At 72.5% G+C, this 25,370-nt stretch carries 23 protein-coding genes; 22 read left to right on the forward strand and 1 reads right to left on the reverse strand.

The features are described 5' to 3' along the window. Positions 1 to 215 precede the first annotated feature (215 nt). From rho to OSB71_RS00200, 19 genes are all read left to right on the forward strand, one after another. Positions 216 to 2,276, forward strand: a complete 2,061-nt coding sequence (gene rho, locus OSB71_RS00110; RefSeq protein ID WP_265942746.1) for a transcription termination factor Rho — start codon at positions 216 to 218, stop codon at positions 2,274 to 2,276. Positions 2,277 to 2,586: 310 nt separating this feature from the next. Continuing rightward, entirely contained in the window at positions 2,587 to 2,805 is a 219-nt protein-coding gene (gene rpmE, locus OSB71_RS00115; protein ID WP_265942748.1) for a 50S ribosomal protein L31, read from the forward strand. A gap of 123 nt (positions 2,806 to 2,928) precedes the next feature. Then, the gene (gene prfA / locus OSB71_RS00120) at positions 2,929 to 3,999 is read left to right on the forward strand and encodes a peptide chain release factor 1 (RefSeq protein WP_265942751.1); all 1,071 of its coding nucleotides are present in this window, start codon (positions 2,929 to 2,931) and stop codon (positions 3,997 to 3,999) included. 32 nt (positions 4,000 to 4,031) lie between these two features. After that, positions 4,032 to 4,913 carry a peptide chain release factor N(5)-glutamine methyltransferase gene (prmC, locus tag OSB71_RS00125; RefSeq protein ID WP_265942753.1) on the forward strand — a complete coding sequence of 294 codons (882 nt, stop codon included), beginning with the start codon at positions 4,032 to 4,034 and terminating at the stop codon, positions 4,911 to 4,913. Further along, positions 4,913 to 5,560, forward strand: coding sequence for an L-threonylcarbamoyladenylate synthase (locus tag OSB71_RS00130; RefSeq protein ID WP_265942755.1), 648 nt, complete (start codon positions 4,913 to 4,915; stop codon positions 5,558 to 5,560). Before prmC ends, OSB71_RS00130 begins: the two co-directional genes overlap by 1 nt. Further along, entirely contained in the window at positions 5,557 to 6,210 is a 654-nt protein-coding gene (locus OSB71_RS00135) for an arsenate reductase/protein-tyrosine-phosphatase family protein (protein WP_265942757.1), read from the forward strand. The genes OSB71_RS00130 and OSB71_RS00135 overlap by 4 nt, the downstream gene beginning before the upstream one ends. 84 nt (positions 6,211 to 6,294) lie before the next feature. Further along, positions 6,295 to 7,641 carry an MraY family glycosyltransferase gene (locus OSB71_RS00140; protein ID WP_265942759.1) on the forward strand — a complete coding sequence of 449 codons (1,347 nt, stop codon included), beginning with the start codon at positions 6,295 to 6,297 and terminating at the stop codon, positions 7,639 to 7,641. A gap of 267 nt (positions 7,642 to 7,908) precedes the next feature. Beyond that, positions 7,909 to 8,340, forward strand: coding sequence for a Cg1360 family ATP-synthase-associated protein (locus tag OSB71_RS00145; RefSeq protein WP_265942762.1), 432 nt, complete (start codon positions 7,909 to 7,911; stop codon positions 8,338 to 8,340). Positions 8,341 to 8,608: 268 nt separating this feature from the next. Beyond that, positions 8,609 to 9,418 carry a F0F1 ATP synthase subunit A gene (atpB, locus tag OSB71_RS00150; protein ID WP_265942764.1) on the forward strand — a complete coding sequence of 270 codons (810 nt, stop codon included), beginning with the start codon at positions 8,609 to 8,611 and terminating at the stop codon, positions 9,416 to 9,418. Between the two features lie 88 nt (positions 9,419 to 9,506). Then, the gene (atpE, locus tag OSB71_RS00155) at positions 9,507 to 9,740 is read left to right on the forward strand and encodes an ATP synthase F0 subunit C (protein WP_265942766.1); all 234 of its coding nucleotides are present in this window, start codon (positions 9,507 to 9,509) and stop codon (positions 9,738 to 9,740) included. A gap of 38 nt (positions 9,741 to 9,778) precedes the next feature. Continuing rightward, complete coding sequence (locus OSB71_RS00160) at positions 9,779 to 10,342, forward strand: F0F1 ATP synthase subunit B (protein WP_265942768.1); 564 nt, start codon at positions 9,779 to 9,781, stop codon at positions 10,340 to 10,342. Further along, the gene (locus OSB71_RS00165; protein ID WP_265942770.1) at positions 10,339 to 11,163 is read left to right on the forward strand and encodes a F0F1 ATP synthase subunit delta; all 825 of its coding nucleotides are present in this window, start codon (positions 10,339 to 10,341) and stop codon (positions 11,161 to 11,163) included. Before OSB71_RS00160 ends, OSB71_RS00165 begins: the two co-directional genes overlap by 4 nt. Positions 11,164 to 11,260: 97 nt before the next feature. Then, the gene (atpA, locus tag OSB71_RS00170) at positions 11,261 to 12,832 is read left to right on the forward strand and encodes a F0F1 ATP synthase subunit alpha (protein WP_265942772.1); all 1,572 of its coding nucleotides are present in this window, start codon (positions 11,261 to 11,263) and stop codon (positions 12,830 to 12,832) included. Between the two features lie 2 nt (positions 12,833 to 12,834). Beyond that, entirely contained in the window at positions 12,835 to 13,770 is a 936-nt protein-coding gene (locus OSB71_RS00175; protein ID WP_265942774.1) for a F0F1 ATP synthase subunit gamma, read from the forward strand. 2 nt (positions 13,771 to 13,772) lie between these two features. Beyond that, positions 13,773 to 15,215 (forward strand): F0F1 ATP synthase subunit beta, encoded by a 1,443-nt coding sequence (gene atpD / locus OSB71_RS00180; RefSeq protein WP_265942776.1) that lies wholly within the window; start codon positions 13,773 to 13,775, stop codon positions 15,213 to 15,215. Positions 15,216 to 15,310: 95 nt separating this feature from the next. Further along, positions 15,311 to 15,688, forward strand: coding sequence for a F0F1 ATP synthase subunit epsilon (locus OSB71_RS00185; RefSeq protein ID WP_265942778.1), 378 nt, complete (start codon positions 15,311 to 15,313; stop codon positions 15,686 to 15,688). Between the two features lie 152 nt (positions 15,689 to 15,840). Beyond that, the gene (locus OSB71_RS00190) at positions 15,841 to 16,293 is read left to right on the forward strand and encodes a DUF2550 domain-containing protein (RefSeq protein WP_265942780.1); all 453 of its coding nucleotides are present in this window, start codon (positions 15,841 to 15,843) and stop codon (positions 16,291 to 16,293) included. 336 nt (positions 16,294 to 16,629) lie between these two features. After that, a complete protein-coding gene (locus tag OSB71_RS00195) occupies positions 16,630 to 18,651 on the forward strand; it encodes an NADPH-dependent 2,4-dienoyl-CoA reductase (RefSeq protein WP_265942782.1) in 2,022 nt (673 codons plus the stop codon). A 26-nt stretch (positions 18,652 to 18,677) separates the two neighbouring features. After that, positions 18,678 to 19,295, forward strand: coding sequence for a PadR family transcriptional regulator (locus tag OSB71_RS00200; protein ID WP_265942784.1), 618 nt, complete (start codon positions 18,678 to 18,680; stop codon positions 19,293 to 19,295). 108 nt (positions 19,296 to 19,403) lie between these two features. Here OSB71_RS00200 and OSB71_RS00205 read toward each other — a convergent pair whose 3' ends face one another. Beyond that, on the reverse strand, positions 19,404 to 20,930 hold the full coding sequence (locus tag OSB71_RS00205; protein ID WP_265943323.1) for a glycosyl hydrolase family 18 protein: 1,527 nt from the start codon (positions 20,928 to 20,930) through the stop codon (positions 19,404 to 19,406). 777 nt (positions 20,931 to 21,707) lie between these two features. On the opposite strand from OSB71_RS00205, the gene OSB71_RS00210 reads away from it, so the two are divergent. The 3 genes from OSB71_RS00210 to OSB71_RS00220 all read left to right on the forward strand — a co-directional run bounded on the left by OSB71_RS00210 (position 21,708) and on the right by OSB71_RS00220 (position 25,286). Then, entirely contained in the window at positions 21,708 to 22,142 is a 435-nt protein-coding gene (locus tag OSB71_RS00210; RefSeq protein WP_323055238.1) for a hypothetical protein, read from the forward strand. A 115-nt stretch (positions 22,143 to 22,257) separates the two neighbouring features. After that, the gene (locus OSB71_RS00215) at positions 22,258 to 23,724 is read left to right on the forward strand and encodes an aldehyde dehydrogenase family protein (RefSeq protein WP_265942786.1); all 1,467 of its coding nucleotides are present in this window, start codon (positions 22,258 to 22,260) and stop codon (positions 23,722 to 23,724) included. A gap of 14 nt (positions 23,725 to 23,738) precedes the next feature. Then, positions 23,739 to 25,286 (forward strand): GMC family oxidoreductase, encoded by a 1,548-nt coding sequence (locus OSB71_RS00220; protein WP_265942788.1) that lies wholly within the window; start codon positions 23,739 to 23,741, stop codon positions 25,284 to 25,286. Positions 25,287 to 25,370: the final 84 nt, after the last annotated feature.

Below are 25,370 nucleotides of genomic sequence, written 5' to 3' on the forward strand. Positions count from 1 at the left end.
GAGCAGTGCCGAGTCTGCCCCGGAGCCGGCGCGAAACACGCAGGTCACCCTGCCGCGCCAAGCGCCACACACCTTTGTGACGAGTTCTATTTTCCGCCGTACGCACAGGCGGGACCACCGCCCCGGCACGGTTCGGGTATCCGCAGCCGCAGCCGGACAGCACGACCGGTCGCCGAGCCAGACAGGCCGACGTCCGCTCCAGGGAAGGACCCTTCGTGAGCGACACCACCGATCTGATGGGCGCAGGTGCCGACGCGCCTGCCACGGACGCATCTGCCGCGCCTGCCTCCGGTGCTCCCTCCGGCACCGCCGGACGGCGGCGCCGCTCCGGCACGGGGCTTGAGGGCATGGTCCTGGCGGAGCTGCAGCAGGTCGCTTCCGCCCTCGGCATCAGGGGCACCGCGCGCATGCGCAAGAGCCAGCTGATCGAGGTCATCAAGGAGAAGCAGGCCGAGAGCGGCGGCGGGCAGCCCACCTCCGGCGGCGAGGGCGAGAGCGCCGCGCCCGCCGAGACCAAGCCGAAGCGCCGCACGACGTCCAAGGCCCGCACCGGCGACGCCGACGCCACGGCGCGGGACGAGGACCAGGAGCGGTCCCAGCAGCAGATCGACATCCCCGGCCAGCCGGCCAGCGACGAGCCGCAGGCCGCCCAGCGCCGCGGCCGCGCCCGCGCCGAGCAGTCCGCCGACGCGGGGGCGCAGCAGTCCGCCGACGCCGCCGAGGGCAAGAGCGCGCCGACGGGCGACGCCGACGGCGGCGCGAAGTCCGACGGCCAGAAGGCCGACCAGGCCAAGGGCGAGCCCGGCAGGGGCGACGCGAAGTCCGACGGCGGCAAGTCCGATGCCAAGAACCAGCAGGGCCAGCAGAACCAGCAGGGCGGCGGCCAGCAGGGCCAGGGCGGCGGCCAGGGCCAGCAGGACCGCCAGTCCAAGCGCGAGCGCCAGCGGGGCCGCAAGGGCGGCGACGGCGGCGGCAAGGGCGACGGCGGCCAGGGCCAGCAGCAGGGCGGCGGCCGTCAGGGCAGCCGCGACGACGACGACTTCGACGGCGGCCGCCGCGGCCGCCGGGGCCGCTACCGCGACCGCCGGGGCCGCCGCAACCGCGACGAGCAGTTCGAGCCGCAGATCGCCGAGGACGACGTGCTCATCCCGGTCGCCGGCATCCTCGACATCCTCGACAACTACGCCTTCGTGCGGACCTCCGGCTACCTGCCGGGCCCCAACGACGTCTACGTCTCGCTCGCGCAGGTCCGCAAGAACGGGCTGCGCAAGGGCGACCACGTCACCGGCGCGGTCCGCCAGCCCCGCGAGGGCGAGCGCCGGGAGAAGTTCAACGCGCTGGTGCGGCTGGACTCGGTCAACGGCATGTCGCCGGACAACGGCCGCCAGCGCCCGGACTTCACCAAGCTCACCCCGCTCTACCCGCAGGAGCGGCTGCGGCTGGAGAACGACCCCGGCGCGCTGACCACCCGCATCATCGACATGGTCTCGCCCATCGGCAAGGGGCAGCGCGGTCTGATCGTGGCCCCGCCGAAGACCGGCAAGACCATGATCATGCAGGCGGTGGCGAACGCCATCACCCGCAACAACCCCGAGTGCCACCTGATGGTCGTCCTCGTCGACGAGCGTCCGGAAGAGGTCACCGACATGCAGCGGTCGGTCAAGGGCGAGGTCATCTCCTCGACCTTCGACCGCCCCGCCGAGGACCACACCACGGTCGCGGAGCTGGCCATCGAGCGGGCCAAGCGGCTCGTCGAGCTCGGCCACGACGTGGTCGTCCTGCTGGACTCCATCACCCGCCTGGGCCGCGCCTACAACCTGGCCGCCCCGGCCTCCGGGCGCATCCTCTCCGGCGGTGTGGACTCCACGGCCCTCTACCCGCCGAAGAAGTTCTTCGGCGCCGCCCGCAACATCGAGGACGGCGGCTCCCTGACGATCCTGGCCACCGCGCTGGTCGAGACCGGCTCCCGGATGGACGAGGTGATCTTCGAGGAGTTCAAGGGCACCGGCAACATGGAGCTCAAGCTCGACCGCAAGCTCTCCGACAAGCGGATCTTCCCCGCGGTGGACGTGGACGCGTCCGGCACCCGCAAGGAGGAGATCCTCATGGGCAGCGACGAGCTGGCCGTCGTCTGGAAGCTGCGCCGGGTCCTGCACGCGCTGGACCAGCAGCAGGCGATCGAACTGCTGCTGGACAAGATGAAGCAGACCAAGTCCAACGGCGAGTTCCTCATGCAGATCCAGAAGAACACGCCGACGCCGGGCAACGGCGACTGAGCGGGGCCACCGCCGCTGTCGTCCGCCGACGCCGGACGGGCCCGGGAACGGGTCCGTCCGGCGTCGGCGTGCCGGGACGGCCCCCGCGACCGGAAGCGGGGGCGCGCGGCCGGAGCCGCCTCCGCCCCCGGGCGGCGCCCGCTCCCGGTGCGGCGCCGCCGCGGCCGTCCGCGCCGCCCACCGGAATAGCGGACCGCACCACCGCGTTTTGAAGGTGCGGCCCGAGTAATGGCAGACTGGACCGTCGGCCCCGGTTCACGCCCCGCACCCGCGAGGCGACCCGGCGCCCTCCCGAACCCTAGGAGAAACCGTGAAGCGCGACATCCACCCGGAGTACGTCGAGACCCAGGTGAGCTGCACCTGCGGTGCGTCGTTCACCACCCGCAGCACCGTCAAGGACGGCGCGATCCGCACCGACGTGTGCTCCGAGTGCCACCCCTTCTACACCGGCAAGCAGAAGATCCTCGACACCGGTGGCCGCGTGGCCCGCTTCGAGGCCCGCTTCGGCAAGAAGGCCGCGGCCAAGTAGCGACGTTCAGCGCCGGTTCCCGGCCCGCTCTGCGGCGGGCGCGGGACCGGCGCTTTGTCGTCGCCACTCTTAGCCCACCCTTCTCGCAGTTTTCCCGCAGTTTCCCGCAGTGAGGAACCTCCGATGTTCGAGGCGGTCGAGGAACTGATCGGCGAGCACGCCGACCTCGAAGAGCAGCTCGCCGACCCGTCCGTCCACGCCGACCAGGCCCGGGCCCGCAGGCTCAACAAGCGCTACGCCGAGCTGACGCCCGTCGTCGCCGCCTACCGCGCCTGGAAGCGGACCGGTGAGGACATCGAGACCGCCCGCGAGCTGATCGCCGAGGAGCCGGAGTTCGCGGGTGAGGTCAAGGAGCTGGAGGCCCACCGCGAGGAGCTCACCGAGCGGCTGCGCCTCCTGCTGGTCCCGCGCGACCCGAGCGACGACAAGGACGTGATCCTGGAGGTCAAGGCGGGGGAGGGCGGCGACGAGTCCGCGCTGTTCGCCGGCGACCTGCTGCGCATGTACCTGCGCTACGCCGAGCGCCGGGGCTGGAAGGCGGAGATCATCGAGGCCACCGAGTCCGACCTCGGCGGCTACAAGGACGTGCAGGTCGCCGTGAAGGCCCGGGCCGGGGCCGAGCCGGGCCAGGGCGTGTGGGCGCGGCTGAAGTACGAGGGCGGCGTGCACCGCGTGCAGCGGGTGCCGGCCACCGAGTCCCAGGGCCGCATCCACACCTCGGCGGCGGGCGTGCTCGTGCTGCCCGAGGCCGAGGACGTCGACGTCGAGATCGGCCCGAACGACCTGCGCATCGACGTGTACCGCTCCTCGGGCCCCGGCGGCCAGTCCGTCAACACCACCGACTCTGCGGTGCGCATCACCCACCTGCCCACCGGCATCGTCGTCTCCTGCCAGAACGAGAAGAGCCAGCTCCAGAACAAGGAGCAGGCGCTGCGCATCCTGCGGGCCCGGCTGCTGGCCGCCGCCCAGGAGGAGGCCGAGCGGGAGGCGTCGGACGCGCGCCGCAGCCAGGTGCGGACGGTGGACCGCTCCGAGCGCGTGCGCACCTACAACTTCCCCGAGAACCGGATCTCCGACCACCGCGTGGGATTCAAGGCGTACAACCTGGACCACGTGCTCGACGGGGACCTCGACGCGGTCATCCAGGCCTGCGTCGACGCCGACTCCGCGGCCAAGCTGGCCGCGGCGAGCTGAGCGGCACACTTCGGGACGGGTGAGGAACAGCGATGCAGCAGTCTCCCGGGGGCCGCGCCCCCTCTCCGCGCAGCGTGCTGCTGGCGGAGGTCGCGCAGGCCACGCAGCGGCTGGCGGACGCGGGCGTGCCCTCGCCCCGCTTCGACGCGGAGGAGCTGGCCTCCTTCGTGCACGGCGTCAAGCGCGGTGAGCTGCACCTCGTCCGCGACGCCGACTTCGACGCCCGCTACTGGGAGGCCGTCGCGCGGCGCGAGGCCCGCGAGCCGCTCCAGCACATCACCGGCCGGGCGTTCTTCCGCTACCTGGAGCTGGAGGTGGGGCGCGGGGTGTTCGTGCCCCGCCCGGAGACGGAGTCCGTCGTGGGCTGGGCGATAGACGCCGTGCGCGCGATGGACGTCGCCGAGCCGCTCATCGTCGACCTGTGCACCGGCTCCGGCGCCATCGCGCTGGCGCTCGCCCAGGAGGTGCCGCGCTCGCGGGTGCACGCCGTGGAGCTGGACGAGGGCGCGCTGCACTGGGCCCGCAGGAACACCGAGGGCTCCCGGGTGCGGCTGCACCACGCCGACGCCCGCACCGCGCTGCCGGAGCTGGACGGCCAGGTCGACCTCGTCATCTCCAACCCGCCCTACATCCCGCTCACCGAGTGGGAGTACGTCGCCCCCGAGGCCCGCGACCACGACCCGGAGCTGGCGCTCTTCTCCGGCGAGGACGGCCTGGACCTCATCCGGGGCCTGGAGCGCACCGCGCACCGCCTGCTGCGGCCCGGGGGGCTCGTCGTGGTCGAGCACGCCGACACCCAGGGCGGCCAGGTGCCGTGGATCTTCACCGAGGACCGGGGCTGGGCCGACGCCGCCGACCACCCCGACCTGAACAACCGCCCCCGATTCGCCACCGCTCGCAGGGAGGTGCCGTAATGGCACGGCGCTACGACTGCACCGACACCACCGACCGCCGGACCGGACTGCGCGAGGCCGCCGCCGCCGTCCGCCGCGGCGAACTGGTCGTGCTGCCCACCGACACGGTCTACGGCATCGGCGCCGACGCCTTCGGGCCCGAGGCCGTCGCCGACCTCCTGGAAGCCAAGGGGCGCGGCCGGGGCATGCCCTCGCCGGTGCTGGTCGGCTCGCCCAACACCCTGCACGGCCTGGTCACCGACTTCTCCGAGGCCGCCTGGGAACTCGTGGACGCCTTCTGGCCCGGCGCGCTGACCCTCGTCGCCCGGCACCAGCCCTCGCTGACCTGGGACCTGGGGGAGACGCGCGGCACCGTGGCCGTGCGCATGCCGCTGCACCCCGTGGCGATCGAGCTGCTCACCGAGGTGGGCCCGATGGCCGTCTCCTCGGCCAACCGCACCGGCCACCCGGCCCCGCAGGACTGCGACGCCGCGCAGGAGATGCTGGGCGACTCCGTCGCCGTCTACCTCGACGGCGGGCCCACCCCGGACACCGTGCCGTCCTCCATCGTCGACGTCACCGGCCGGGAGCCGGTGCTGCTGCGTGCGGGTGCCATCAGCGCGGACGAGCTGCGCACGGTGGTTCCCGACCTCAAGGAGGCCAGTTGACCGCGCCCGAAGGGCGTGGCATAGCGACCTCCACTCCGCCCGGAACGCCCTTCCGCATCCTGCACGTCTCCACCGGCAACGTCTGCCGTTCGCCCATCACCGAGCGGCTCACCCGGCACGCCCTGGCGGCGCGGCTGGACGGCGACCGGGCCGGCGGCCTGCTGGTGGAGAGCGCCGGGACGTGGGGGCACGAGGGTGCCGCGATGGAGGAGCACGCCGCCACCGTCCTGGCCGACTACGGCGCCGACCCCACCGGCTTCACCGGCCGCGAGCTGCTGGACGAGCACGTCATCCGCGCCGACCTCGTGCTGACCGCCACCCGCGACCACCGGGCCCAGGTCATCTCCATGGGCCACTCCGCGGGGCTGCGCACGTTCACCCTCAAGGAGTTCACCCGGCTGGTGCGGGCCATCGACGCCGGCAGCCTGCCGGACGCGGGCTCGCCCGGCGGCGTGGCCGAGCGGGCCCGGGCGCTCGTCCAGGCCGCCGCCGCGCTGCGCGGCTGGCTGCAGGCCCCCAGCGCGGAGGCGGACGAGGTCTACGACCCCTACGGCGCGCCCATCACCTACTTCCGCAGCGTGGGCGAGGAGATCTGCCTCGCCCTGGACCCGGTCGTCACCGCCCTCACCGGAGTGCGGGCGCCCGCGTAGGGTCGCCGAGGTGCGGAACCAGCCAGCAGCGCCGGCGTGTCCTACGCTGTAGGGCCCAGGCGCCGAAGAACCCCAGGGGAGCCCGTGCGGGAGTATCTGCTGACGTTGTGCGTCACGGCCGCGGTCACCTACCTGCTGACCGGGCCGGTGCGGAAGTTCGCCATCGCCGCCGGTGCCATGCCCCAGATCCGCGCCCGCGACGTGCACCGCGAGCCCACCCCGCGGCTGGGCGGCATCGCGATGTTCGGCGGGCTGTGCGCGGGGCTGCTGGTGGCCTCGCAGCTCACCAACATCGGCGACGTCTTCACGCTGTCCGACGAACCGCGCGCGCTGCTGGCCGGGGCCGGGATCATCTGGCTGCTGGGCGTGCTGGACGACAAGTGGGGCGTGGACGCGCTGGTCAAGCTCGGTGGCCAGATGATCGCCGCCGGGGCGATGGTGTGGCAGGGGCTGACCATCCTGTGGCTCCCCATCCCGGGCGTCGGAATAGTGGCGCTCACCGCCCTCCAGGGCACGCTGCTCACCGTGGCCCTCGTCGTCGTCACCATCAACGCCGTGAACTTCGTCGACGGCCTGGACGGTCTGGCCGCGGGCGTGGTCGGCATCGCGGCGGCCGCGTTCTTCATGTACGCGTACCGCATCTGGTACAGCTACGGCATCGAGGCCGCGTCCCCGGCGACGCTCTTCGCGGCCGTGCTCATGGGCATGTGCCTCGGCTTCCTCCCGCACAACATGCACCCCGCGCGCATCTTCATGGGGGACTCGGGGTCCATGCTGATCGGCCTCGTCCTGGCCGCCGCCGCCGTCTCGGTCACCGGCCAGGTGGACCCCGACGCGATGCGGCTCTTCGCCGGCTCGGAGCGCTCCGCCGTCCAGGCCATGGTGCCGGTCTACATGCCGCTGCTGCTGCCGCTGACGATCCTGGCCATCCCGATCGCCGACCTGGCGCTGTCGATCGTCCGCCGCACGTGGAAGGGCCAGTCGCCCTTCGCCGCCGACCGGGGCCACCTGCACCACCGGCTGCTGGAGATCGGCCACTCGCACAGCCGCGCCGTGCTCACGATGTACTTCTGGTCGGCGCTGATCGCCTTCGGCGCGGTCGCCTTCTCGGTGAAGTCCAGCAGCCTGGTGATCGTTTTGACCGTCGTCGCGCTGTGCGCACTCGGGCTCGTCGTCCTGCTGCTGCCGCGCTTCACCCCGCGGGTTCCCGGGTGGGCCCAGCGCCTGGTGCCGCCGCGCTACCGCCGGGCGCCGGAGCCGGGGCCGTCGGCAGCGGCCCCGGGGCCGGCGGACGAGCGCGCGGACGCCCGGCGCGAACCGGAGACCGTCGGCGCTCCCGCCCGGCCGCACGCTCCCGCCCCGAGCGGCGCCACCGCCCTGTCCGACCGGCACCACAACCCCCGCCGCCGCACCCAGGACTCCCACTCCTGACGCGCCTCCCGGGCCACCGGCGGGGGCGGTCACCGGGCCCGGCGCGCGTCAGTGCACGGATGACGAGGTGCACCCTCAAGTGTGACGCCTGGCACACGGACTTGGTAAAGACCTCATCAAATAGTTTGTGATACCGTTCACGAGACCGGCGAGGAGAACCGGTGGGCCGCCTTCCCAGGCCCCCGTCCCACGCGTCCGCGCCGCCGGGCTACGCTCACCACCGACGGTCCCGTCGCCCCCCGCAGTCCCCTTGCTGGAGCAGCACTTATGCAGTCGAACGACGCCCGGATCCTCCGCGGCGCCGCGATTCCCTCGGCGTGCGCCGGGCTGGTCGGCGTCCTCGTCGGCACGCTGGTGTCCGGTGGCCAGGGCGCCCTCGGCGCAGGGCTCGGCACCGTGCTGGTCATCGCCTTCTTCGGAGCCGGCCTGCTCGCGCTCAGCCGCATCGGCCAGGCCTGGCCCGAGTTCCTGCTGGGCGCCGGGTTCCTCGTCTACACGACGCAGGTCGGGGTCATGCTCGTGCTGCTCATGCTGCTGCGGGACGCCACGTGGCTGGACGGGCGGGTGTTCGGGCTGACCGTTCTCGCCTGCCTGCTGACGTGGCTCGCCGCGCAGGCGTGGATGCACACGCGGGTGAAAACCTTGTACGTGGAGCCCGCCGGTGACAGGAAAGCCGCGGACGCGGGGCCCCGCGCATGAGCGCCGTCCGTGGGAGTGCCGAAGGTAGGGGCGACATAAAGACCCCCTCGGGTGGCTGCTATGGTCCGACGCCGAGAGGGTGGCGAGCGACGGAGCGTGCGCTGTGCGGGACAGCGTCGCGTGCTCCCCACCCTTCTGCGGGCCGTCACGCCCTCGCGTCGGTCGGCCCCTTCTCCCGCGATACCCAGTCCAGTGCCGCTCCGTGGCCCTGTGCCGCGCCGACACATCGAGGTAGCCGTACCTATGCGTCCGACCGAAGGAGCTCGCGGTGAGTAGTGATCAGTTGCTCGCCTTCGAGGTTGACTGCCATCTGTTCAAGGACTGTGGCTTCGAGGCCCCGAGCGTGTGGTCGTTCATCTTCGAGCCGATGTTCACGGTCGGAGGGTTCGAGTTCAACAAGCCGATGCTGCTGGCGCTCATCGGTACCGGCATCATCCTCACCTTCTTCTGGATGGCGTTCTCGAACCCGAAGGTCGTCCCCGGCAAGCTGCAGATGGTCGCCGAGGCCGGATACGAGTTCGTGCGCAAGGGCATCGCTCGCGAGGTGATCGGGAAGAAGGGCGAGCCCTTCGTCCCCCTGCTCGTCTCGTTGTTCTTCTTCGTCTGGATGATGAACCTGTGGGCGCTCATCCCGATCGCCCAGTTCCCGGTCACCTCGGTCATCGCCTACCCAGCGGGGTTGGCGGTCGTCGTCTGGCTGACCTACATGACGGTGACGTTCCGTACCAACGGCTTCGTCGGCGGCATCCGGAACCTGTGCGTGCCCTCGGGACTGCCGAAACCGATCTACGTCATCCTGACCCCGATCGAGTTCATCTCGAACATCTTCGTGCGGCCCTTCACCCTGGCCGTCCGACTTTTCGCCAACATGTTCGCGGGCCACGTGCTGATCCTGATCTTCACGATCGCCACCTGGTACATGCTCGGCACGGTCCTCGGCACCGTCTACGCCACCGCCTCGTTCGCCATGACGATCGTCCTGACGGTCTTCGAGCTGTTCATCCAGGCGCTCCAGGCGTACGTGTTCACGGTGCTGACCGCCACCTACCTCGCCCAGGCGCTCGAAGAGCCGCACTGACGCCGAGGCACACGCCACATCCCGCACCACCCCAAGACGTCCGGTGGACCAACCACCCACCGGCCCACCAAGAGAAGGAACCAAGGGAATGTCTGCTCTCGAGACCCTCGCGCAGGTTGAAGGCAACGTCGGCACCATCGGTTACGGCCTCGCCGCGATCGGCCCCGGTGTCGGCGTCGGCATCATCTTCGGTAACGGTGTGCAGGCCATCGCCCGCCAGCCCGAGGCCGCCGGTCTGATCCGTCAGAACATGCTGCTCGGCTTCGCGGTTGTCGAGGCCCTCGCCCTCATCGGTTTCGTCGTTCCGTTCATCCTTCAGTAAGGACCGGAACGCAAGCCGCTTTCGACGAAAGGTCCCCCATGATGTACCTGGCAGCCGAAGAACCGCAGAACCCACTGCTTCCGGTCTGGCCTGAGGTCGTCATCGGCCTGCTCGCCTTCGGCATCGTCTTCTTCGTCTTCGCCAAGAAGCTCCTCCCGGCCATCAACAAGGCCCTGGACGAGCGCCGTGAGGCGATCGAGGGGGGCATGGAGAAGGCCGAGGCCGCCCAGGCCGAGGCGCAGCAGACGCTGGAGGAGTACCGGGCCCAGCTCGCCGAGGCCCGGCACGAGGCCGCGCGTCTGCGCCAGGAGGCGCAGGAGCAGGGTGCCGCGCTCATCGCCGAGATGCGCGCGGAGGGCCAGCGGCAGCGTGAGGAGATCATCGCCGCCGGCCACACCCAGCTCGAGGCCGACCGCAAGCAGGCCGCGCAGTCGCTGCGCCAGGACGTGGGCGCGCTCGCGACCACCCTGGCGGGGAAGCTGGTCGGCGAGTCCCTTGAGGACCAGGCCCGGCAGAGCCGCACGATCGACCGGTTCCTGGACGAGCTGGAAACCAAGGCCGGCGCTGCCGACGCCGCCGACGCCGCCGGGGCCGCCCGATGAACGGAGCGAGCCGCGAGGCACTGGCCGCCGCCCGGGAGCGGCTCGACGCGCTGACGGACAGCACCGCCGTCGACGCGCGGGCGCTCGCGGACGAACTGGCCTCCGTCACCGCGCTGCTCGACCGCGAGGTGCGCCTGCGCCGGACCCTGACCGACCCGGCGCGGTCCGGCGAGGCCAAGGCCGAGCTGGCCGGCGGCCTGCTGGGCGGCCGGGTCGGCGGGGAGGTCGTCGACCTCGTCTCCGGCATGGTCCGCTCGCGCTGGTCCCGCTCGCGTGACCTGGTGGACGCCGTCGAGCAGCTCGCCGACAGCGCCGACCTGATCGCCGCCGACCGGGACGGTTCGCTCGGTGAGGTGGAGGACGAGCTTTTCCGGTTCGGCCGGATCGTCGCGTCCTCCACGGAGCTGCGGGCCGTGCTCGGCGGCCAGATCCTCGACGAGCGCGCGCGCACCGCGAAGGCGGAGCTGCTGCACCGCCTGCTGGGCGGCCGGGCCAAGCCGGCCACCGAGCGGCTGGTGGTCCGCCTGGTGAGCGCGCCGCGGGGCCGTAGCCTGGAGAGCGGCCTGGAGGCCCTGTCCAGGCTGGCCGCGGAGCGCCGCGACCGCTCCGTCGCCGTCGTCACCTCCGCGGTGCCGCTCGGGGACGGGCAGAAGCGGCGCCTGGGCGCCGCGCTGACCCGCCTGTACGGGCGCGAGGTGCACCTGAACCTGGACGTGGACCCGGCGGTCCTCGGCGGGATCTCGGTGCGCGTCGGCGACGACGTCATCGACGGCACCGTCGCCTCGCGGCTCGACGAGGTCGAACGGCGGATGGCCGGGTAACCCCCGGCCCCCAACCAACTCAACAAGCAGTACGTAGCGGCCCGAGTTGGGCCGTAGCAGATACATACGGGCCCAACAAGGAGAGCAGGGAACCCAGATGGCGGAGCTCACGATCCGGCCGGATGAGATCCGGGACGCGCTGGAGAACTTTGTCCAGTCGTACACGCCGGACGCGGCCTCGCGCGAAGAGGTCGGGACGGTCAGCGTTGCCGGCGACGGCATCGCGAAGGTCGAGGGGCTGCCCTCGGCCATGGCGAACGAGTTGCTGAAGTTCGAGGACGGCACGCTCGGCCTCGCCCTCAACCTCGAAGAGCGCGAGGTCGGCGCGGTCGTCCTCGGTGAGTTCAGCGGCATCGAGGAGGGCCAGACGGTGCGCCGCACCGGCGAGGTCCTCTCCGTGGCGGTCGGCGAGGGCTACCTCGGCCGGGTCGTCGACCCGCTGGGCAACCCGATCGACGGTCTCGGCGACATCGAGACCGACGGCCGCCGCGCGCTGGAGCTGCAGGCCCCCACGGTCATGCAGCGCAAGTCGGTGCACGAGCCGATGGAGACCGGGTACAAGGCCGTCGACGCCATGACGCCGATCGGCCGCGGTCAGCGCCAGCTCGTGATCGGCGACCGGCAGACCGGCAAGACGGCCCTGGCGGTCGACACGATCATCAACCAGAAGGCCAACTGGGCCACCGGCGACCCGAGCAAGCAGGTCCGCTGCATCTACGTCGCCATCGGCCAGAAGGGCTCCACCATCGCCGGCGTGCGCGCCGCGCTGGAGGAGGCCGGCGCGCTGGAGTACACCACCATCGTCGCCGCCCCGGCGTCCGACCCGGCGGGCTTCAAGTACCTGGCGCCCTACACCGGCTCGGCCATCGGCCAGCACTGGATGTACCAGGGCAAGCACGTCCTGATCGTCTTCGACGACCTGTCCAAGCAGGCCGACGCCTACCGCGCCGTGTCCCTGCTGCTGCGCCGCCCGCCGGGCCGTGAGGCCTACCCGGGTGACGTCTTCTACCTGCACTCCCGGCTGCTGGAGCGCTGCGCCAAGCTCTCGGACGAGATGGGCGCGGGCTCGATGACCGGTCTGCCGATCGTCGAGACGAAGGCCAACGACGTCTCGGCGTTCATCCCGACCAACGTCATCTCCATCACCGACGGCCAGTGCTTCCTGGAGTCGGACCTGTTCAACGCGGGCCAGCGCCCGGCGCTGAACGTCGGTATCTCGGTCTCCCGTGTCGGTGGCTCCGCGCAGCACAAGGCGATGCGCCAGGTGTCGGGCCGGCTGCGCGTGGACCTGGCCCAGTTCCGTGAGCTGGAGGCGTTCGCGGCCTTCGGCTCCGACCTGGACGCCGCGTCGAAGTCGGCGCTGGAGCGCGGTCAGCGCATGGTCGAGCTGCTCAAGCAGAGCCAGTACGCGCCGTACCCCACGGAGAACCAGATCGTCTCCATCTGGGCCGGCACCAACGGCCTGATGGACGAGGTCCCGGTCGCGGACGTCCGCCGCTTCGAGAAGGAGCTGCTGGACTACCTGCACCGCGAGCACAAGGACCTGCTGACGTCGATCCGCGAGGGCGGGAAGATGTCGGACGACACCCTCGGCAAGATGCGCGAGGTCGTCGACTCCTTCAAGCGCCAGTTCGAGACCTCGGACGGCAAGCTGCTGGGCGAGGGCTGAGCATGGGTGCCCAGCTCCGCGTCTACAAACGACGGATCAAGTCCGTCAAGGCGACGAAGAAGATCACCAAGGCGATGGAGATGATCGCCGCCTCGCGCATCGTCAAGGCGCAGCGCCAGGTGGCGGCCTCCACTCCGTACGCAGAGGAGCTCACCGCCGCGGTCACCGCGGTGGCCGACGGGGCGAACGTCAAGCACCCGCTGACCACCGAGGCGGAGGCGCCGAAGCGGGCCGCGGTCCTGCTCGTCACGAGCGACCGCGGGCTGGCCGGCGGCTACTCCTCCAACGCCATCAAGGCCGCGGAGGAGCTGACCCGGCGGCTCGACGGCGAGGGCAAGGACGTCACGACCTACGTGGTCGGCCGCAAGGGCGTGGCGTACTACAACTTCCGCGAGCGCCCGGTCTCCGACTCCTGGACCGGCTTCACCGACTCGCCGTCCTACGCGGACGCCAAGACGGTGGCGGCCCCGCTGATCGAGTCGATCGGCCGGGAGGCGGCCGAGGGCGGCGTGGACGAGCTGCACATCGTCTTCACCGAGTTCGTCTCGATGATGACGCAGACGCCCGTCCAGCGCCGGATGCTCCCGCTGTCGTTCGCCGCCGAGGCGGGCGCCGGCGAGACGGACGCGGGCGCGGCGAGCCGGGCCCGGATCCAGCCGCTGTACGACTTCGAGCCGTCGGCCGAGGAAGTCCTCGACGCCCTGCTGCCGCGCTACGTCGAAAGCCGGGTCTACAACGCCCTGCTGCAAGCCGCCGCCTCCGAGCACGCGGCCCGCCGCCGGGCGATGAAGTCGGCGACGGACAACGCGGAAGAGCTCATCAAGTCGCTCACGCGGCTTGCCAACGCGGCCCGCCAGGCCGACATCACCCAGGAAATCAGCGAGATCGTCGGTGGTGCCAGCGCGCTGGCCGACGCTTCTGCGGGGAGTGACCGATAACTATGACCACCACTGCTCAGACGGCCGCCGCGACGGGCCGCGTCGCGCGGGTCATCGGCCCGGTCGTCGACGTGGAGTTCCCCGTCGACGCGATGCCGGAGATGTACAACGCCCTGACCGTCGAGGTCGTCGACCCGGCGGCCGAGGGCGCCACCAAGACGCTGACCCTGGAGGTCGCGCAGCACCTCGGCGAGGGCCTGGTGCGCGCCATCTCCATGCAGCCCACCGACGGCCTGGTCCGCCAGGCCCCGGTGACCGACACCGGCGACGGCATCACCGTGCCCGTCGGCGACGTCACCAAGGGCCGTGTGTTCAACACCCTCGGCGAGATCCTCAACGAGCCGGAGGCCGCCTCCGAGGTCACCGAGCGCTGGGCGATCCACCGCAAGGCTCCGGCCTTCGACCAGCTCGAGTCCAAGACCGAGATGTTCGAGACCGGCCTGAAGGTCGTCGACCTGCTGACCCCGTACGTCAAGGGCGGCAAGATCGGCCTGTTCGGCGGCGCGGGCGTCGGCAAGACCGTGCTCATCCAGGAAATGATCATGCGTGTGGCCAAGCTGCACGAGGGCGTTTCCGTGTTCGCCGGCGTGGGCGAGCGCACCCGTGAGGGCAACGACCTGATCGAGGAGATGGCCGAGTCGGGCGTGCTCCCGCAGACCGCCCTCGTCTTCGGCCAGATGGACGAGCCGCCGGGCACGCGTCTGCGCGTGGCGCTGGCCGGTCTGACCATGGCGGAGTACTTCCGCGATGTGCAGAAGCAGGACGTGCTGTTCTTCATCGACAACATCTTCCGCTTCACCCAGGCCGGCTCCGAGGTCTCCACGCTGCTGGGCCGCATGCCCTCCGCGGTGGGCTACCAGCCCAACCTCGCCGACGAGATGGGCACCCTCCAGGAGCGCATCACCTCCACGCGCGGTCACTCGATCACCTCGATGCAGGCGATCTACGTCCCCGCGGACGACCTGACCGACCCGGCTCCGGCGACCACCTTCGCCCACCTGGACGCCACCACGGTGCTCTCGCGTCCGATCTCGGAGAAGGGCATCTACCCGGCGGTGGACCCGCTGGACTCCACCTCGCGCATCCTGGACCCGCGCTACATCTCGCAGGAGCACTACGAGTGCGCCTCGCGCGTCAAGGGCATCCTGCAGAAGTACAAGGACCTCCAGGACATCATCGCCATTCTCGGCATCGACGAGCTCGGCGAGGAGGACAAGCTCACCGTCCACCGCGCCCGCCGCATCGAGCGCTTCCTGTCGCAGAACACCCACGCGGCGAAGCAGTTCACCGGTCTCGACGGATCGGACGTGCCGCTGGACGAGTCGATCGCCGCGTTCAACGCGATCGCCGACGGTGACTACGACCACTTCCCCGAGCAGGCGTTCTTCATGTGCGGTGGCCTGGACGACCTCAAGGCCAAGGCCAAGGAGCTCGGCGTCTCCTGAGCGCCGCGGCCCACCGGAGGTGAGGACGGGCCCCGGGTCCGTCCTCACCGTCCGCACCCCGTATCCTTGTGAAAATCCCAGTCTGAGGAGCCACAGTGGCTGAGCTGCACGTCGAGTTGGTCGCCGCCGACCGCAGGGTCTGGTCGGGCGAGGCCAGCCTGGTCGTCGCGCGCACCTCGTCGGGTGAGATCGGCATCATGCCCGGCCACCAGCCGCTGCTCGGTGTGCTGGTGTCGGGCCCGGTCACCATCCGCACCACCGGCGAGGACGGCACCGTCGTCGCCGCCGTGCACGAGGGGTTCATCTCGTTCGCGGACGACAAGCTCTCGCTCCTGGCCGAGATCGCGGAGCTGAGCTACGAGATCGACGTCGAGCGGGCCGAGCGCGCGCTGGAGAAGGCCAAGGCGGAACAGGACGCGGCGGCCGAGCGGCGCGCCGACGTCCGGCTGCGGGCAGTGGCGGTCGCACGCTGAGCCCGCACGCCCCTCATCGCCCCAGCCGCGGACGGCTCCGGAGCCTCGCTCCGGAACGGTCCGCGGCTGCGTCGATAATGGGCGGGGACATCATGGCAGGCGCACCGCGCACCCGGCGCGGTCCGCACGACACGCGGGGAGGTCGGTGACACATGGCCCTCGCGCTGGTGCTGTGCGGAACGTTCGTGGGATTGGTGGTGCTCGCGCTGTTCGTCTTCGGTCTGCGCCGGCGGCTGATCCAGCGCTCGGGCGGCACCTTCGACTGCAGCCTGCGGTGGGAGGTCCTCGCGCCGCGGGACGCCGAGCCGACGGGCAAGGGCTGGAGCTACGGCATCGCCCGCTACCGGGGGGACCGGGTGGAGTGGTTCCGCGTCTTCTCCTACGCGCCCCGGCCCCGGAGGCTGCTGGAGCGCGAGGCCGTCGAGGTGCTGCACCGGCGCGTGCCGGAGGGTGAGGAGGAGCTCGCCCTGCTCTCCGACGCGGTGGTGCTGGCGTGCCGTCACCGGGGCACGCACGTGGAGCTGGCGATGAGCGAGGACGCGCTGACCGGCTTCCTGGCGTGGCTGGAGGCCGCGCCCCCGGGCCAGCGCGTCAACGTGGCGTGAGCCCTTCCCCCGGCCGTGGGTGCCGGGGTTTTCGTCTTTCCTGGGTTCCCTGGGTTCCCTGGGTTCCCCGGGTTCCCCGGGTTCCCCGGGTTCCCAGGGTTCCCAGGGTTTCCCGCGCCTGCGCGGCGCGCGGTCGGGCCGGGCGGGTGGCCACGGCGGTGTGAGGGGCCAAGCCGCCCGCCGGGTCGGGGCCGCCCGGGCGCCTTACGGAAGCCCGGCGGGTGCGGGCCGGAACGCAGGGTCGACGAGGGCAGCCCGCGCCCCGGAATGCAACTTGTTGCAGAATCCTCCGCGCCGACGCTACCGTTCGGTAACCGCGCCTGCCGAGGAGGAGCCGTGCCCGCCTACCCCCGTCTGCTGGAGCCCCTGGACCTGGGCTTCACCACCCTGCCCAACCGTGTGCTGATGGGCTCCATGCACGTCGGTCTCGAGGAGGCCCCCGACGGCTTCGCGCGCATGGCCGCCTTCTACGCGGAGCGGGCGCGAGGCGGCGTCGGCCTCATCGTCACCGGCGGCATCGCCCCCAACGCCGCGGGCAGGGTCACCGCGGGGGCGGCGGCGCTGACCACGCCGGCGGAGGCCGACCGGCACCGGGTGATCACCGACGCCGTCCACCGCGCGGGCGGCCGGATCGCGGTGCAGTTGCTGCACGCCGGCCGGTACGCCGACCACCCCGACCTCGTCGCGCCGAGCCCCCTGCGGGCCCCGATCAGCCGGTACACCCCGCGGGAGCTGACCGGCGACGAGGTCGAGCAGACCATCGAGGACTACGCCCACGCCGCCGCCCTCGCCCAGCGCGCCGGGTACGACGGGGTGGAGATCATGGGTTCCGAGGGCTACCTGATCAACGAGTTCACCGCCGCCCCCACCAACCGGCGCACCGACCGCTGGGGCGGCTCCTTCACGCACCGCACGCGCTTCCCCGTGGAGGTCGTGCGCCGGGTGCGCGAGCGGGTCGGCGCGGAGTTCGTCCTCGTCTACCGCCTGTCCATGCTCGACCTCGTCCCCGGCGGCGCCACGCTGGAGGAGGTGGTCGCCCTGGCCCGCGCGGTCGAGGCGGCCGGTGCGACGATCATCAACACCGGCATCGGCTGGCACGAGGCGCGCGTGCCCACCATCGCCACCTCCGTGCCGCGCGGCGCCTTCACCCGGGTGACGCGGAAGCTGATGGGCGCGGTCGGCGTCCCGCTGGTGGCCGCGGGCCGCCTCAACACCCCGGAGGTCGCCGAGCGGGTGCTCGCCGAGGGGGACGCCGACCTGGTGTCGCTGGCCCGCCCGCTGCTGGCCGACCCCGCCTTCGTGGCCAAGGCGCGCGCCGGGCGGCCGGAGGCCGTCAACACCTGCATCGGCTGCAACCAGGCGTGCCTGGACCACACCTTCAGCGGCCGGATCACCTCCTGCCTGGTCAACCCGCGCGCCTGCCACGAGACCGAGCTCGTGCTCGCCCCGGTGCGGCGCGCGCGGCGCGTCGGCGTCGTCGGCGCGGGTCCGGCGGGGCTGGCCTGCGCGGTGTCGGCGGCCGAGCGCGGCCACGACGTCACGCTCTACGACGCGGCCGACGGGATCGGCGGCCAGCTCGACGTCGCCCGGCGCGTCCCGGGCAAGCGGGAGTTCGAGGAGACCCTGCGCTACTTCCGCCACCAGCTACAGGCGCACGGCGTCACCGTGCGGCTCGGGACGACCGTCACCGCCGAGCACCTGGCCGGCGCCGGGTTCGACGAGGTCGTCCTGGCCACCGGCGTCACCCCGCGCGTGCCGGACCTGGACGGCGTCGACCACCCCAGCGTGCTGGGCTACCTGGACGTGCTGCGCGGCACCGCCGAGGCGGGCGAGCGGGTGGCGGTACTCGGGGCCGGCGGGATCGGCTTCGACGTCGCCGCCTACCTCACCGACCCCGGGGACGGCGCCGGCGAGCGCCCGGAGGCCTTCTTCGCGCGGTGGGGGGTGGACGCCGAGCTGCGCGCCCCCGGCGGCCTGTGCGCGCCCGAGCGCCCGGCGGTGTCCCGCACCGTCCACCTGCTCCAGCGCAAGACCAGCAAGGTGGGGGCGGGCCTGGGCCGGACGACGGGGTGGATCCACCGCAGCGAGCTGCGCCACCGCGGCGTGGTGATGACGCCGGGCGTGACCTACCGCCGCGTCGACGACGCCGGGCTGCACCTCACCGTCGACGGCGAGGACCGGCTGCTGGAGGTGGACACCGTGGTGCTGTGCACGGGACAGGAGCCGCGTCGCGACCTGTACGGGGCGCTGGCGGCCGCCGGGCTGCGCGCCCACCTGATCGGGGGCGCGGACGTCGCCGCCGAGCTGGACGCCAAGCGCGCCATCGACCAGGGCACCCGGCTGGCCGCGGCGCTGTGAGGCGGCGCGCCTAGGATGGTGCGACGATGTCGCTGCCGCACGCCCTGCTGACCGCCCTGCTGGAGAAGCCGTCCTCGGGGCTGGAGCTGACGCGCCGGTTCGACCGGTCGATCGGCTTCTTCTGGTCGGCCACGCACCAGCAGATCTACCGCGAGCTGGGGAAGCTGGAGCGCGCCGGGTGGGTGCGCTCGGCGGTGGAGCCGGGCAGCCGCGGCCGGCGCAGGGAGTACGCCGTGCTGCCGGACGGGCGCGCGGAGCTGGTGCGCTGGGTCGGCGCCCGCCAGGACCCCCGGCCGCTGCGGGACGCCACGATCCTGCGGCTGCGCGCCGCGGCGGTCGTCGGCGCGGCGGGACTGGCGCCGGAGCTGGCCCGCCACCTCGCGCTGCACGAGCGGCAGCTCGCGGAGTACCGGGAGATCGAGCGCCGGGACTTCCCGCCGGGCCGCGGGGACGAGGTCGGGCGCATGCAGCACCTGGTCCTGCGGGCGGGCATCGAGCTGGAGACGTTCTGGACCCGCTGGCTGACGGAGGCCCTGGCGACGCTGCGGCCGGAGCCGGAGCCGGAGCCGGAGCCGGAGCCGGAGCCGGAGCCGGAGCCGGAGCCGGAGCCGCGGGCGGCCCGGGGGCCGAAGGCCGGAGCGTGAACGCCCGCGGTCGGGGAGCCGGCGGCGGGTGTAGCGACGTGAAAGAGCCGGGGAGACGGCGGGCGGGCCGTCTCCCCGGCGGTCTGCGGGGAACTCAGGTGGCGCGGATCAGCCGTTGAGCCCCTGGTGGATGGCGGTGATCAGCTCACCGTCAGTGGTGTCGCCACTGGTCTCCCAGAAGAAGGCACCGCCCAGGCCCTGCTGCTTGGCCCAGGACATCTTGCCCTTGATGGTGGAGGGGGTGTCGTAGCTCCACCACTGGTCACCGCACTTGGCGTAGGCGGTGCCGGCGATGGTGCCGGTGGCCGGGCAGCGCTGCTTGAGCACCTTGTAGTCCTCGATGCCCGCCTCGTAGGTGCCCGGAGCCGCGCCGGTGGCGCTGCCGCCCGGTGCGGCCTGCGTGACACCGGTCCAGCCACGGCCGTAGAAGCCGATGCCCACGAGCAGCTTCTTGGCCGGGACGCCCTTGGCCTTCAGCTTGGCGATGGCGTCAGCGGTGTTGAAGCCCTGCTGCGGGATGCCGTCGTACGCGTTCAGCGGGGAGTGCGGGGCGGTCGGACCGCTCTTGTCCCAGGCGCCGAAGAAGTCGTACGTCATGACGTTGTACCAGTCGGTGTACTGTGCGGCACCGGCGTAGTCCGCCTTGTCGATCTTGCCGCCGGCGGAGGCGTCGGCGGTGATGGCGGCGGTGACGAGCTGGTCCTGGCCGAACTTGGCGCGGAAGGCCTGCATCATCTTGCGCATCACGTCCGGGCCGCTGCTGTCACAGCTCAGGCCACAGGCGTTGGGGTACTCCCAGTCCAGGTCGATGCCGTCGAACAGGCCCGCCCAGCGCTTGTCGTAGACCAGGTCGTGGCAGGAGGACGCGAAGGCGGCCGGGTTCTTCATGGCGTCACCGAAGCCGCCGGACCAGGTCCAGCCGCCGAAGGACCACAGGATCTTGATGTGCGGGTACATCTTCTTCAGCTTCAGGAGCTGGTTGAAGTTGCCGCGCAGGGGCTGGTCCCAGGTGTCGGCCTTGCCGTCGACGGACTCGGCGGCGGTGTAGGCCTTGTCGGTCGCCGCGTAGGCGTCGCCCATGGTGCACTTGCCACCCTGGACGTTGCCGAACGAGTAGTTGATGTGCGTCAGCTTCTCGGCGGAGCCGGAGGTGACCAGGTCCTTGACGTGGTAGTCGCGGCCGTAGACGCCCCACTCGGTGAAGTAGCCGAGGTTGATGTGGTCGCCCGGCGGCTGCGGCTCGGGCTCGGGCTCCGGTTCGGGCTCGGGCTCCGGGTCCGGCGGGGGGCCGCCGGAGCCGTCGCACGCGGCGCCGTTGATGGTGCACTTGGCGGGGTCGCCGGAACCGGCGCCGTTGAAGCCGAAGCTGACGCTGGCGCCCGGCGCGAGCGTGCCGTTCCAGCCCTTGTCAACGGCGGTGTAGCTGTTGCCGTTCTTCGTGACGGTGGCGTCCCAGTGGCTGTTGACGGTGGTGCCGGAGGGGAAGTCCCACTTCAGCTCCCAGCCGTTCAGCGTGGTGTCACCGGTGTTCTTGATCGTCCACTTGCCCTCGAAGCCGGTGCCCCAGTCCGAGGACCGGACGAACGTGGCCGTCGCCGATTCCGCGGCCTGCGCGGTCGGTGCGAGGGCGACCATGCCGCCGACGGGGATCAGCAGAGCCGCCGCTGCCGCGAGGGCCCGCCGACGTATGCGATGCGGAGTGATGCGGTCTGTTTTCAAGAGCGCTCCTGAGCCGGGGCCGGTGGGGGCCGGTCCGATGGGGTCGCTGCGCCGCCCGTGGAGCGGGCCTTACCTGTGCCCGCTCACCGCAGTTGTCCGTGGACATTAGAGAGGTCTGGACCACTGGTCAATAGGTCTGGACCACAGTCCTCGTAATCGGCGCGTCCGCCAACCGTCCCCGCCGCGCCGCCCGTTGTTCGCATGTGCGAGGGCGCGGTGCCGTTCCGCGCCGTGCGGACGGCGGCGCCGGCGACCGGGCCTGGCGGCGTCGGGACGCCGGGGCGGCGGCGGGCCCCCGCTCCTGGTGGCCGCCGGACAAGGGCCCGCCCCGGCCGCCGACACGGTGCCGCGGCACCCCCGGAGCCGTGCCGGGCGAGGACGCAAGGACCCCCTGGGTGAAGACGAGTGCGGCTGCGAATGTCCGCGACGGTGCTCCCACTGGCCGCCGGACTCACGGCCTGCGGCGGGATCGCCGAGAATCCGGCGGCGCCCCCAGCCGCCAGCCCGCTGACGGCCGCGGAGGCGACGGCCGCGCCCCGCGCCGCCCTGGACGAATCCGGCGGTGAGCGCAGGACGGACCTCGACCCCGCGAGTCACCCCGGGCGCGAGCTCCACGAGGTGGTGCCGAGGGAGGTGCCGGGAGCCGCGGAGGTTGGCGGAGCGCATGGTGCGAGGCAAGCCGCACGCTGCCCGGTGACGCCCCACTGGCGGGCGGGCACCCGCGGCCTGGGAAGGAAGCACGGGCTGGCGGCCGTCTACATCGGCTTCACCGCCACCCACGGGCGCTACCTGGTCCGCTGGGCGGACGCGCGCTTCGCGCACCGCTTCGCGGGCGGGCCGCCGCCGGTCAGGCCGCCGCGCTACGGCCTGGCCCGGGCCCGGCACGAGTGGAGGATGTCCGCCCGCGCCGTCGCCGGGGCCGCGATCGCCGCCGCGCTGCTCCAGGCGGCGATCTGGTACGTCGGGGACGTCGGCCAGGTGGAGTCGCTGCGCGCCTGGCAGAGCAAGATGGGCCTCGTCAGCCTCGTCAGCCTCGTCGCGGTGGTCGTCGCGGTCAGCTACACCGTGTGGCCGAAGCGACCGCCCGCCGGCGCGCCGGAGCGCGGACGGGCGGGCGGGCCGCGCTGACCCGACAGGGTGCCGTCCGCCCCCGGGTGGCCCCGGCGGACGGTGTGCCGGGTGGCGCGCGGGCGGCACCCTGCCGATGGTGGTGGTCCAGCCGCCATCTCCAGGGAGTGTCCGCGTGCCCGAGCTCTACATCGACGGTCAGTGGGTCGCCGCGGCGGCCGGAGGGCGCCACCAGGTCGTCAACCCCTTCGACGCCTCGGTGATCACCGAGGTGGACGACGGCGACGAGACCGACGTGGACCACGCCGTCCGGGCCGCCCGCCGCGCCTTCGACTCCGGCCAGTGGTCAGGACTGCCCACCCGCGAGCGCGCCGACGTCCTCCACCGCGTCTCCCGGTTCCTGCTGCGCGACCAGGAGGAGATCGCGCGCACCGAGACGCTGGACACCGGCAAGACGCTCACCGAGGCCCGGGTGGACGTCGAGGACGTGGCCGACTGCTTCCGCTACTTCGCCGAGCTCGCGGGCAAGGACGCCGGGCGGGTGGTGGACGTCGGCCCCGGCGTCCTGAGCCGGGTGGTCTACCACCCGGTGGGCGTCTGCGCCCTCATCGCGCCGTGGAACTACCCGCTGCTCCAGGCGTCCTGGAAGGTGGCGCCCGCGCTCGCGGCGGGCAACACCTTCGTCCTCAAGCCCAGCGAGACCACGCCGCTGTCCACGCTGCACATGATCCGGCTCATCGCGGAGGCCGGAGCACCGCCCGGCGTCGCCAACCTCGTGCTCGGGCAGGGCTCGACCGTCGGCGCGGCGATGACCGCCCACCCGGAGGTGGACCTCGTCTCCTTCACCGGCGGCCTGGACACCGGGCGCCGGATCATGGCGGCCGCGGCCGACGGGGTGAAGAAGATCGCCCTCGAACTCGGCGGCAAGAACCCGAACGTCGTCTTCGACGACGCCGACTTCGACGCCGCGCTCGACTACGCACTGGACGCCGCCTTCCTCCACTCCGGCCAGGTCTGCTCGGCCGGCTCCCGGCTCATCGTGCAGGACGGCGTCCACGACCGCTTCGTCGAGGCGCTGGCCGACCGCGCCGCCCGTATCCGGCTCGGCGACGGCATGGCCGAGGCCACCGAGTCCGGGCCGCTCAGCTCCGCCGAGCACCGGGAGAAGGTCGAGGGCTACCTGGAGATCGGCCGCGCGGAGGGCGCCCGCGTCGCCTGCGGCGGCCGCCGCCCCGACGACCCGGAGCTCCAGCGGGGGTTCTTCCTGCTGCCGACCGTGCTGGCCGACTGCGACCGCTCCATGCGCGTCGTCCAGGAGGAGATCTTCGGCCCCGTGGTCACCGTCGAGCGCTTCGGCACCGAGGAGGAGGCGCTGCGCCTGGCCAACGACACGCGCTACGGCCTCGCCGGCGGGGTGTGGACCTCCGACGCCGGCCGCGCCCAGCGCTTCGCCGACGGGCTGCGGCACGGCACCGTGTGGATCAACGACTTCCACCCCTACGTGCCGCAGGCCGAGTGGGGCGGCTTCGGCCGCTCCGGCATCGGCCGCGAACTGGGCCCGTCCGGGCTGCACGAGTACCAGGAGAGCAAGCACATCTACCAGAACCTCACGCCGGCCCCGTCCGGCTGGTTCAAGGGCTGAGGGGCCGCGCGACGATGGCGACGAACACCGGTGGCGAAGAGACCTACGACTACGTGATCGTCGGCGGCGGCACGGCCGGGTCCGTGCTCGCCGCCCGGCTGACCGAGGACCGCGGCACCCGCGTCGCCGTCATCGAGGGCGGCCCCAGCGACGTCGGCGACGAGCGCATCCTGAAGCTGCGCAACTGGATCAACCTGCTGGACTCCGAGTTCGACTACGGCTACACCACCGTCGAGCAGCCGCGCGGCAACTCCCACATCCTGCACTCGCGCGCCCGCGTGCTGGGCGGCTGCTCCTCCCACAACACCCTCATCAGCTTCCTGCCGCTGCCCCAGGACCTCCAGGAGTGGACGGCGATGGGGTGCGCCGGCTGGGGACCGGAGGTGCTGCTGCCCTACCGCGACCGGCTGCAGAACACCATCGTCCCCGTGGCGGAGGCCGACCGTAACCCGATCGCGGTCGACTTCGTCGCCGCCGCCGCGGCCGCGCTGGACGTCCCGGTCGTCGACGACTTCAACGCGCGCCCCTTCCCCGAGGGCGCGGGCTTCTTCTCCCTCGCCTACGACCCGGCCACCGGCAACCGCTCCTCCGCCTCCGTGGCCTACCTGCACCCCGTGCTGGACCGGCCCAACCTGACCCTGCTGCTGGAGACGTGGGCCTACCGGCTGCTTACCGACGGCGACGGCCGCCACACCCGCGTGCGCGTCCGCCGCGCCGACGGCTCCACCGCCGTGATCCGCGCCGAGCGGGAGCTGATTCTGTGCGCGGGCGCCATCGACACGCCGCGGCTGCTCATGCTCTCGGGCATCGGCCCCGCCCAGGAGCTGCGGCGGCACGGCATCGACGTCGTCGCCGACCTGCCCGGCGTCGGCGAGAACCTGCTCGACCACCCGGAGTCCGTCATCGTCTGGGAGACGCGCGAACCGCTCGCGCCCAACTCGGCGATGGACTCCGACGCGGGCCTGTTCCTGCGCCGCGACCGCGACCAGCCCCGCCCCGACCTGATGTTCCACTTCTACCAGGTGCCCTTCACCGTCAACACCGAGCGCCTGGGCTACCCCACGCCCGAGCACGGGGTGTGCATGACGCCCAACGTGCCGCGCGCCCGCTCCGTCGGCCGGATGTGGCTGCGCAGCGCCGACCCGGCGGAGAAGCCCGCCCTGGACTTCCGGTACTTCACCGACCCCGAGGGCCACGACGAGCGCACCATCGTCGACGGGCTGCGCGTCGCCCGGGAGGTGGCAAGGCGGGAGCCGCTGCGCTCCTGGCTGGTGCGCGAGGTCGCCCCGGGGCCGGACCTGGTGAGCGACGAGGAGCTCTCCGAGTACGGCCGCCGCGTCGCCCACACCGTGTACCACCCGGCCGGCACCTGCCGCATGGGCGCGAACGACGACCCCCAGGCGGTGCTCGACTCCGAGCTGCGCCTGCGCGGCGTCGACGGCGTCCGCGTGGTCGACGCCTCCGTCTTTCCCACCATGCCGACGATCAACCCCATGGTGACCGTCCTGCTGGTCGCCGAGCGCGCCGCCGACCTCCTCACGGGCCGGCCGGGCCCCGGGTAGCGCTTCCGTCGCCCCGGCCGCAGGGCACGCACGGGCGGCGCGCGCCGGTCACCGGGCGTGCGCCGCCGTGTCCGCAGCGCGCAC

The organism is Streptomyces marinisediminis, from assembly GCF_026262575.1.
Taxonomy (GTDB): Bacteria; Actinomycetota; Actinomycetes; order Streptomycetales; family Streptomycetaceae; genus Streptomyces; species Streptomyces marinisediminis.

Excerpts from the sequence above, each read along its gene's own strand:
- atpD (WP_265942776.1), top strand. The coding sequence starts at position 13,773 with ATGACCACCACTGCTCAGACGGCCGCCGCGACGGGCCGCGTCGCGCGG.
- OSB71_RS00165 (WP_265942770.1), top strand. The coding sequence starts at position 10,339 with ATGAACGGAGCGAGCCGCGAGGCACTGGCCGCCGCCCGGGAGCGGCTC.
- OSB71_RS00190 (WP_265942780.1), top strand. The coding sequence starts at position 15,841 with ATGGCCCTCGCGCTGGTGCTGTGCGGAACGTTCGTGGGATTGGTGGTG.
- OSB71_RS00175 (WP_265942774.1), top strand. The coding sequence starts at position 12,835 with ATGGGTGCCCAGCTCCGCGTCTACAAACGACGGATCAAGTCCGTCAAG.
- OSB71_RS00220 (WP_265942788.1), top strand. The coding sequence starts at position 23,739 with ATGGCGACGAACACCGGTGGCGAAGAGACCTACGACTACGTGATCGTC.
- prmC (WP_265942753.1), top strand. The coding sequence starts at position 4,032 with ATGCAGCAGTCTCCCGGGGGCCGCGCCCCCTCTCCGCGCAGCGTGCTG.
- OSB71_RS00145 (WP_265942762.1), top strand. The coding sequence starts at position 7,909 with ATGCAGTCGAACGACGCCCGGATCCTCCGCGGCGCCGCGATTCCCTCG.
- OSB71_RS00200 (WP_265942784.1), top strand. The coding sequence starts at position 18,678 with ATGTCGCTGCCGCACGCCCTGCTGACCGCCCTGCTGGAGAAGCCGTCC.
- atpA (WP_265942772.1), top strand. The coding sequence starts at position 11,261 with ATGGCGGAGCTCACGATCCGGCCGGATGAGATCCGGGACGCGCTGGAG.
- OSB71_RS00130 (WP_265942755.1), top strand. The coding sequence starts at position 4,913 with ATGGCACGGCGCTACGACTGCACCGACACCACCGACCGCCGGACCGGA.
- atpE (WP_265942766.1), top strand. The coding sequence starts at position 9,507 with ATGTCTGCTCTCGAGACCCTCGCGCAGGTTGAAGGCAACGTCGGCACC.
- OSB71_RS00160 (WP_265942768.1), top strand. The coding sequence starts at position 9,779 with ATGATGTACCTGGCAGCCGAAGAACCGCAGAACCCACTGCTTCCGGTC.
- prfA (WP_265942751.1), top strand. The coding sequence starts at position 2,929 with ATGTTCGAGGCGGTCGAGGAACTGATCGGCGAGCACGCCGACCTCGAA.
- OSB71_RS00205 (WP_265943323.1), bottom strand. The coding sequence starts at position 20,930 with ATGGTCGCCCTCGCACCGACCGCGCAGGCCGCGGAATCGGCGACGGCC.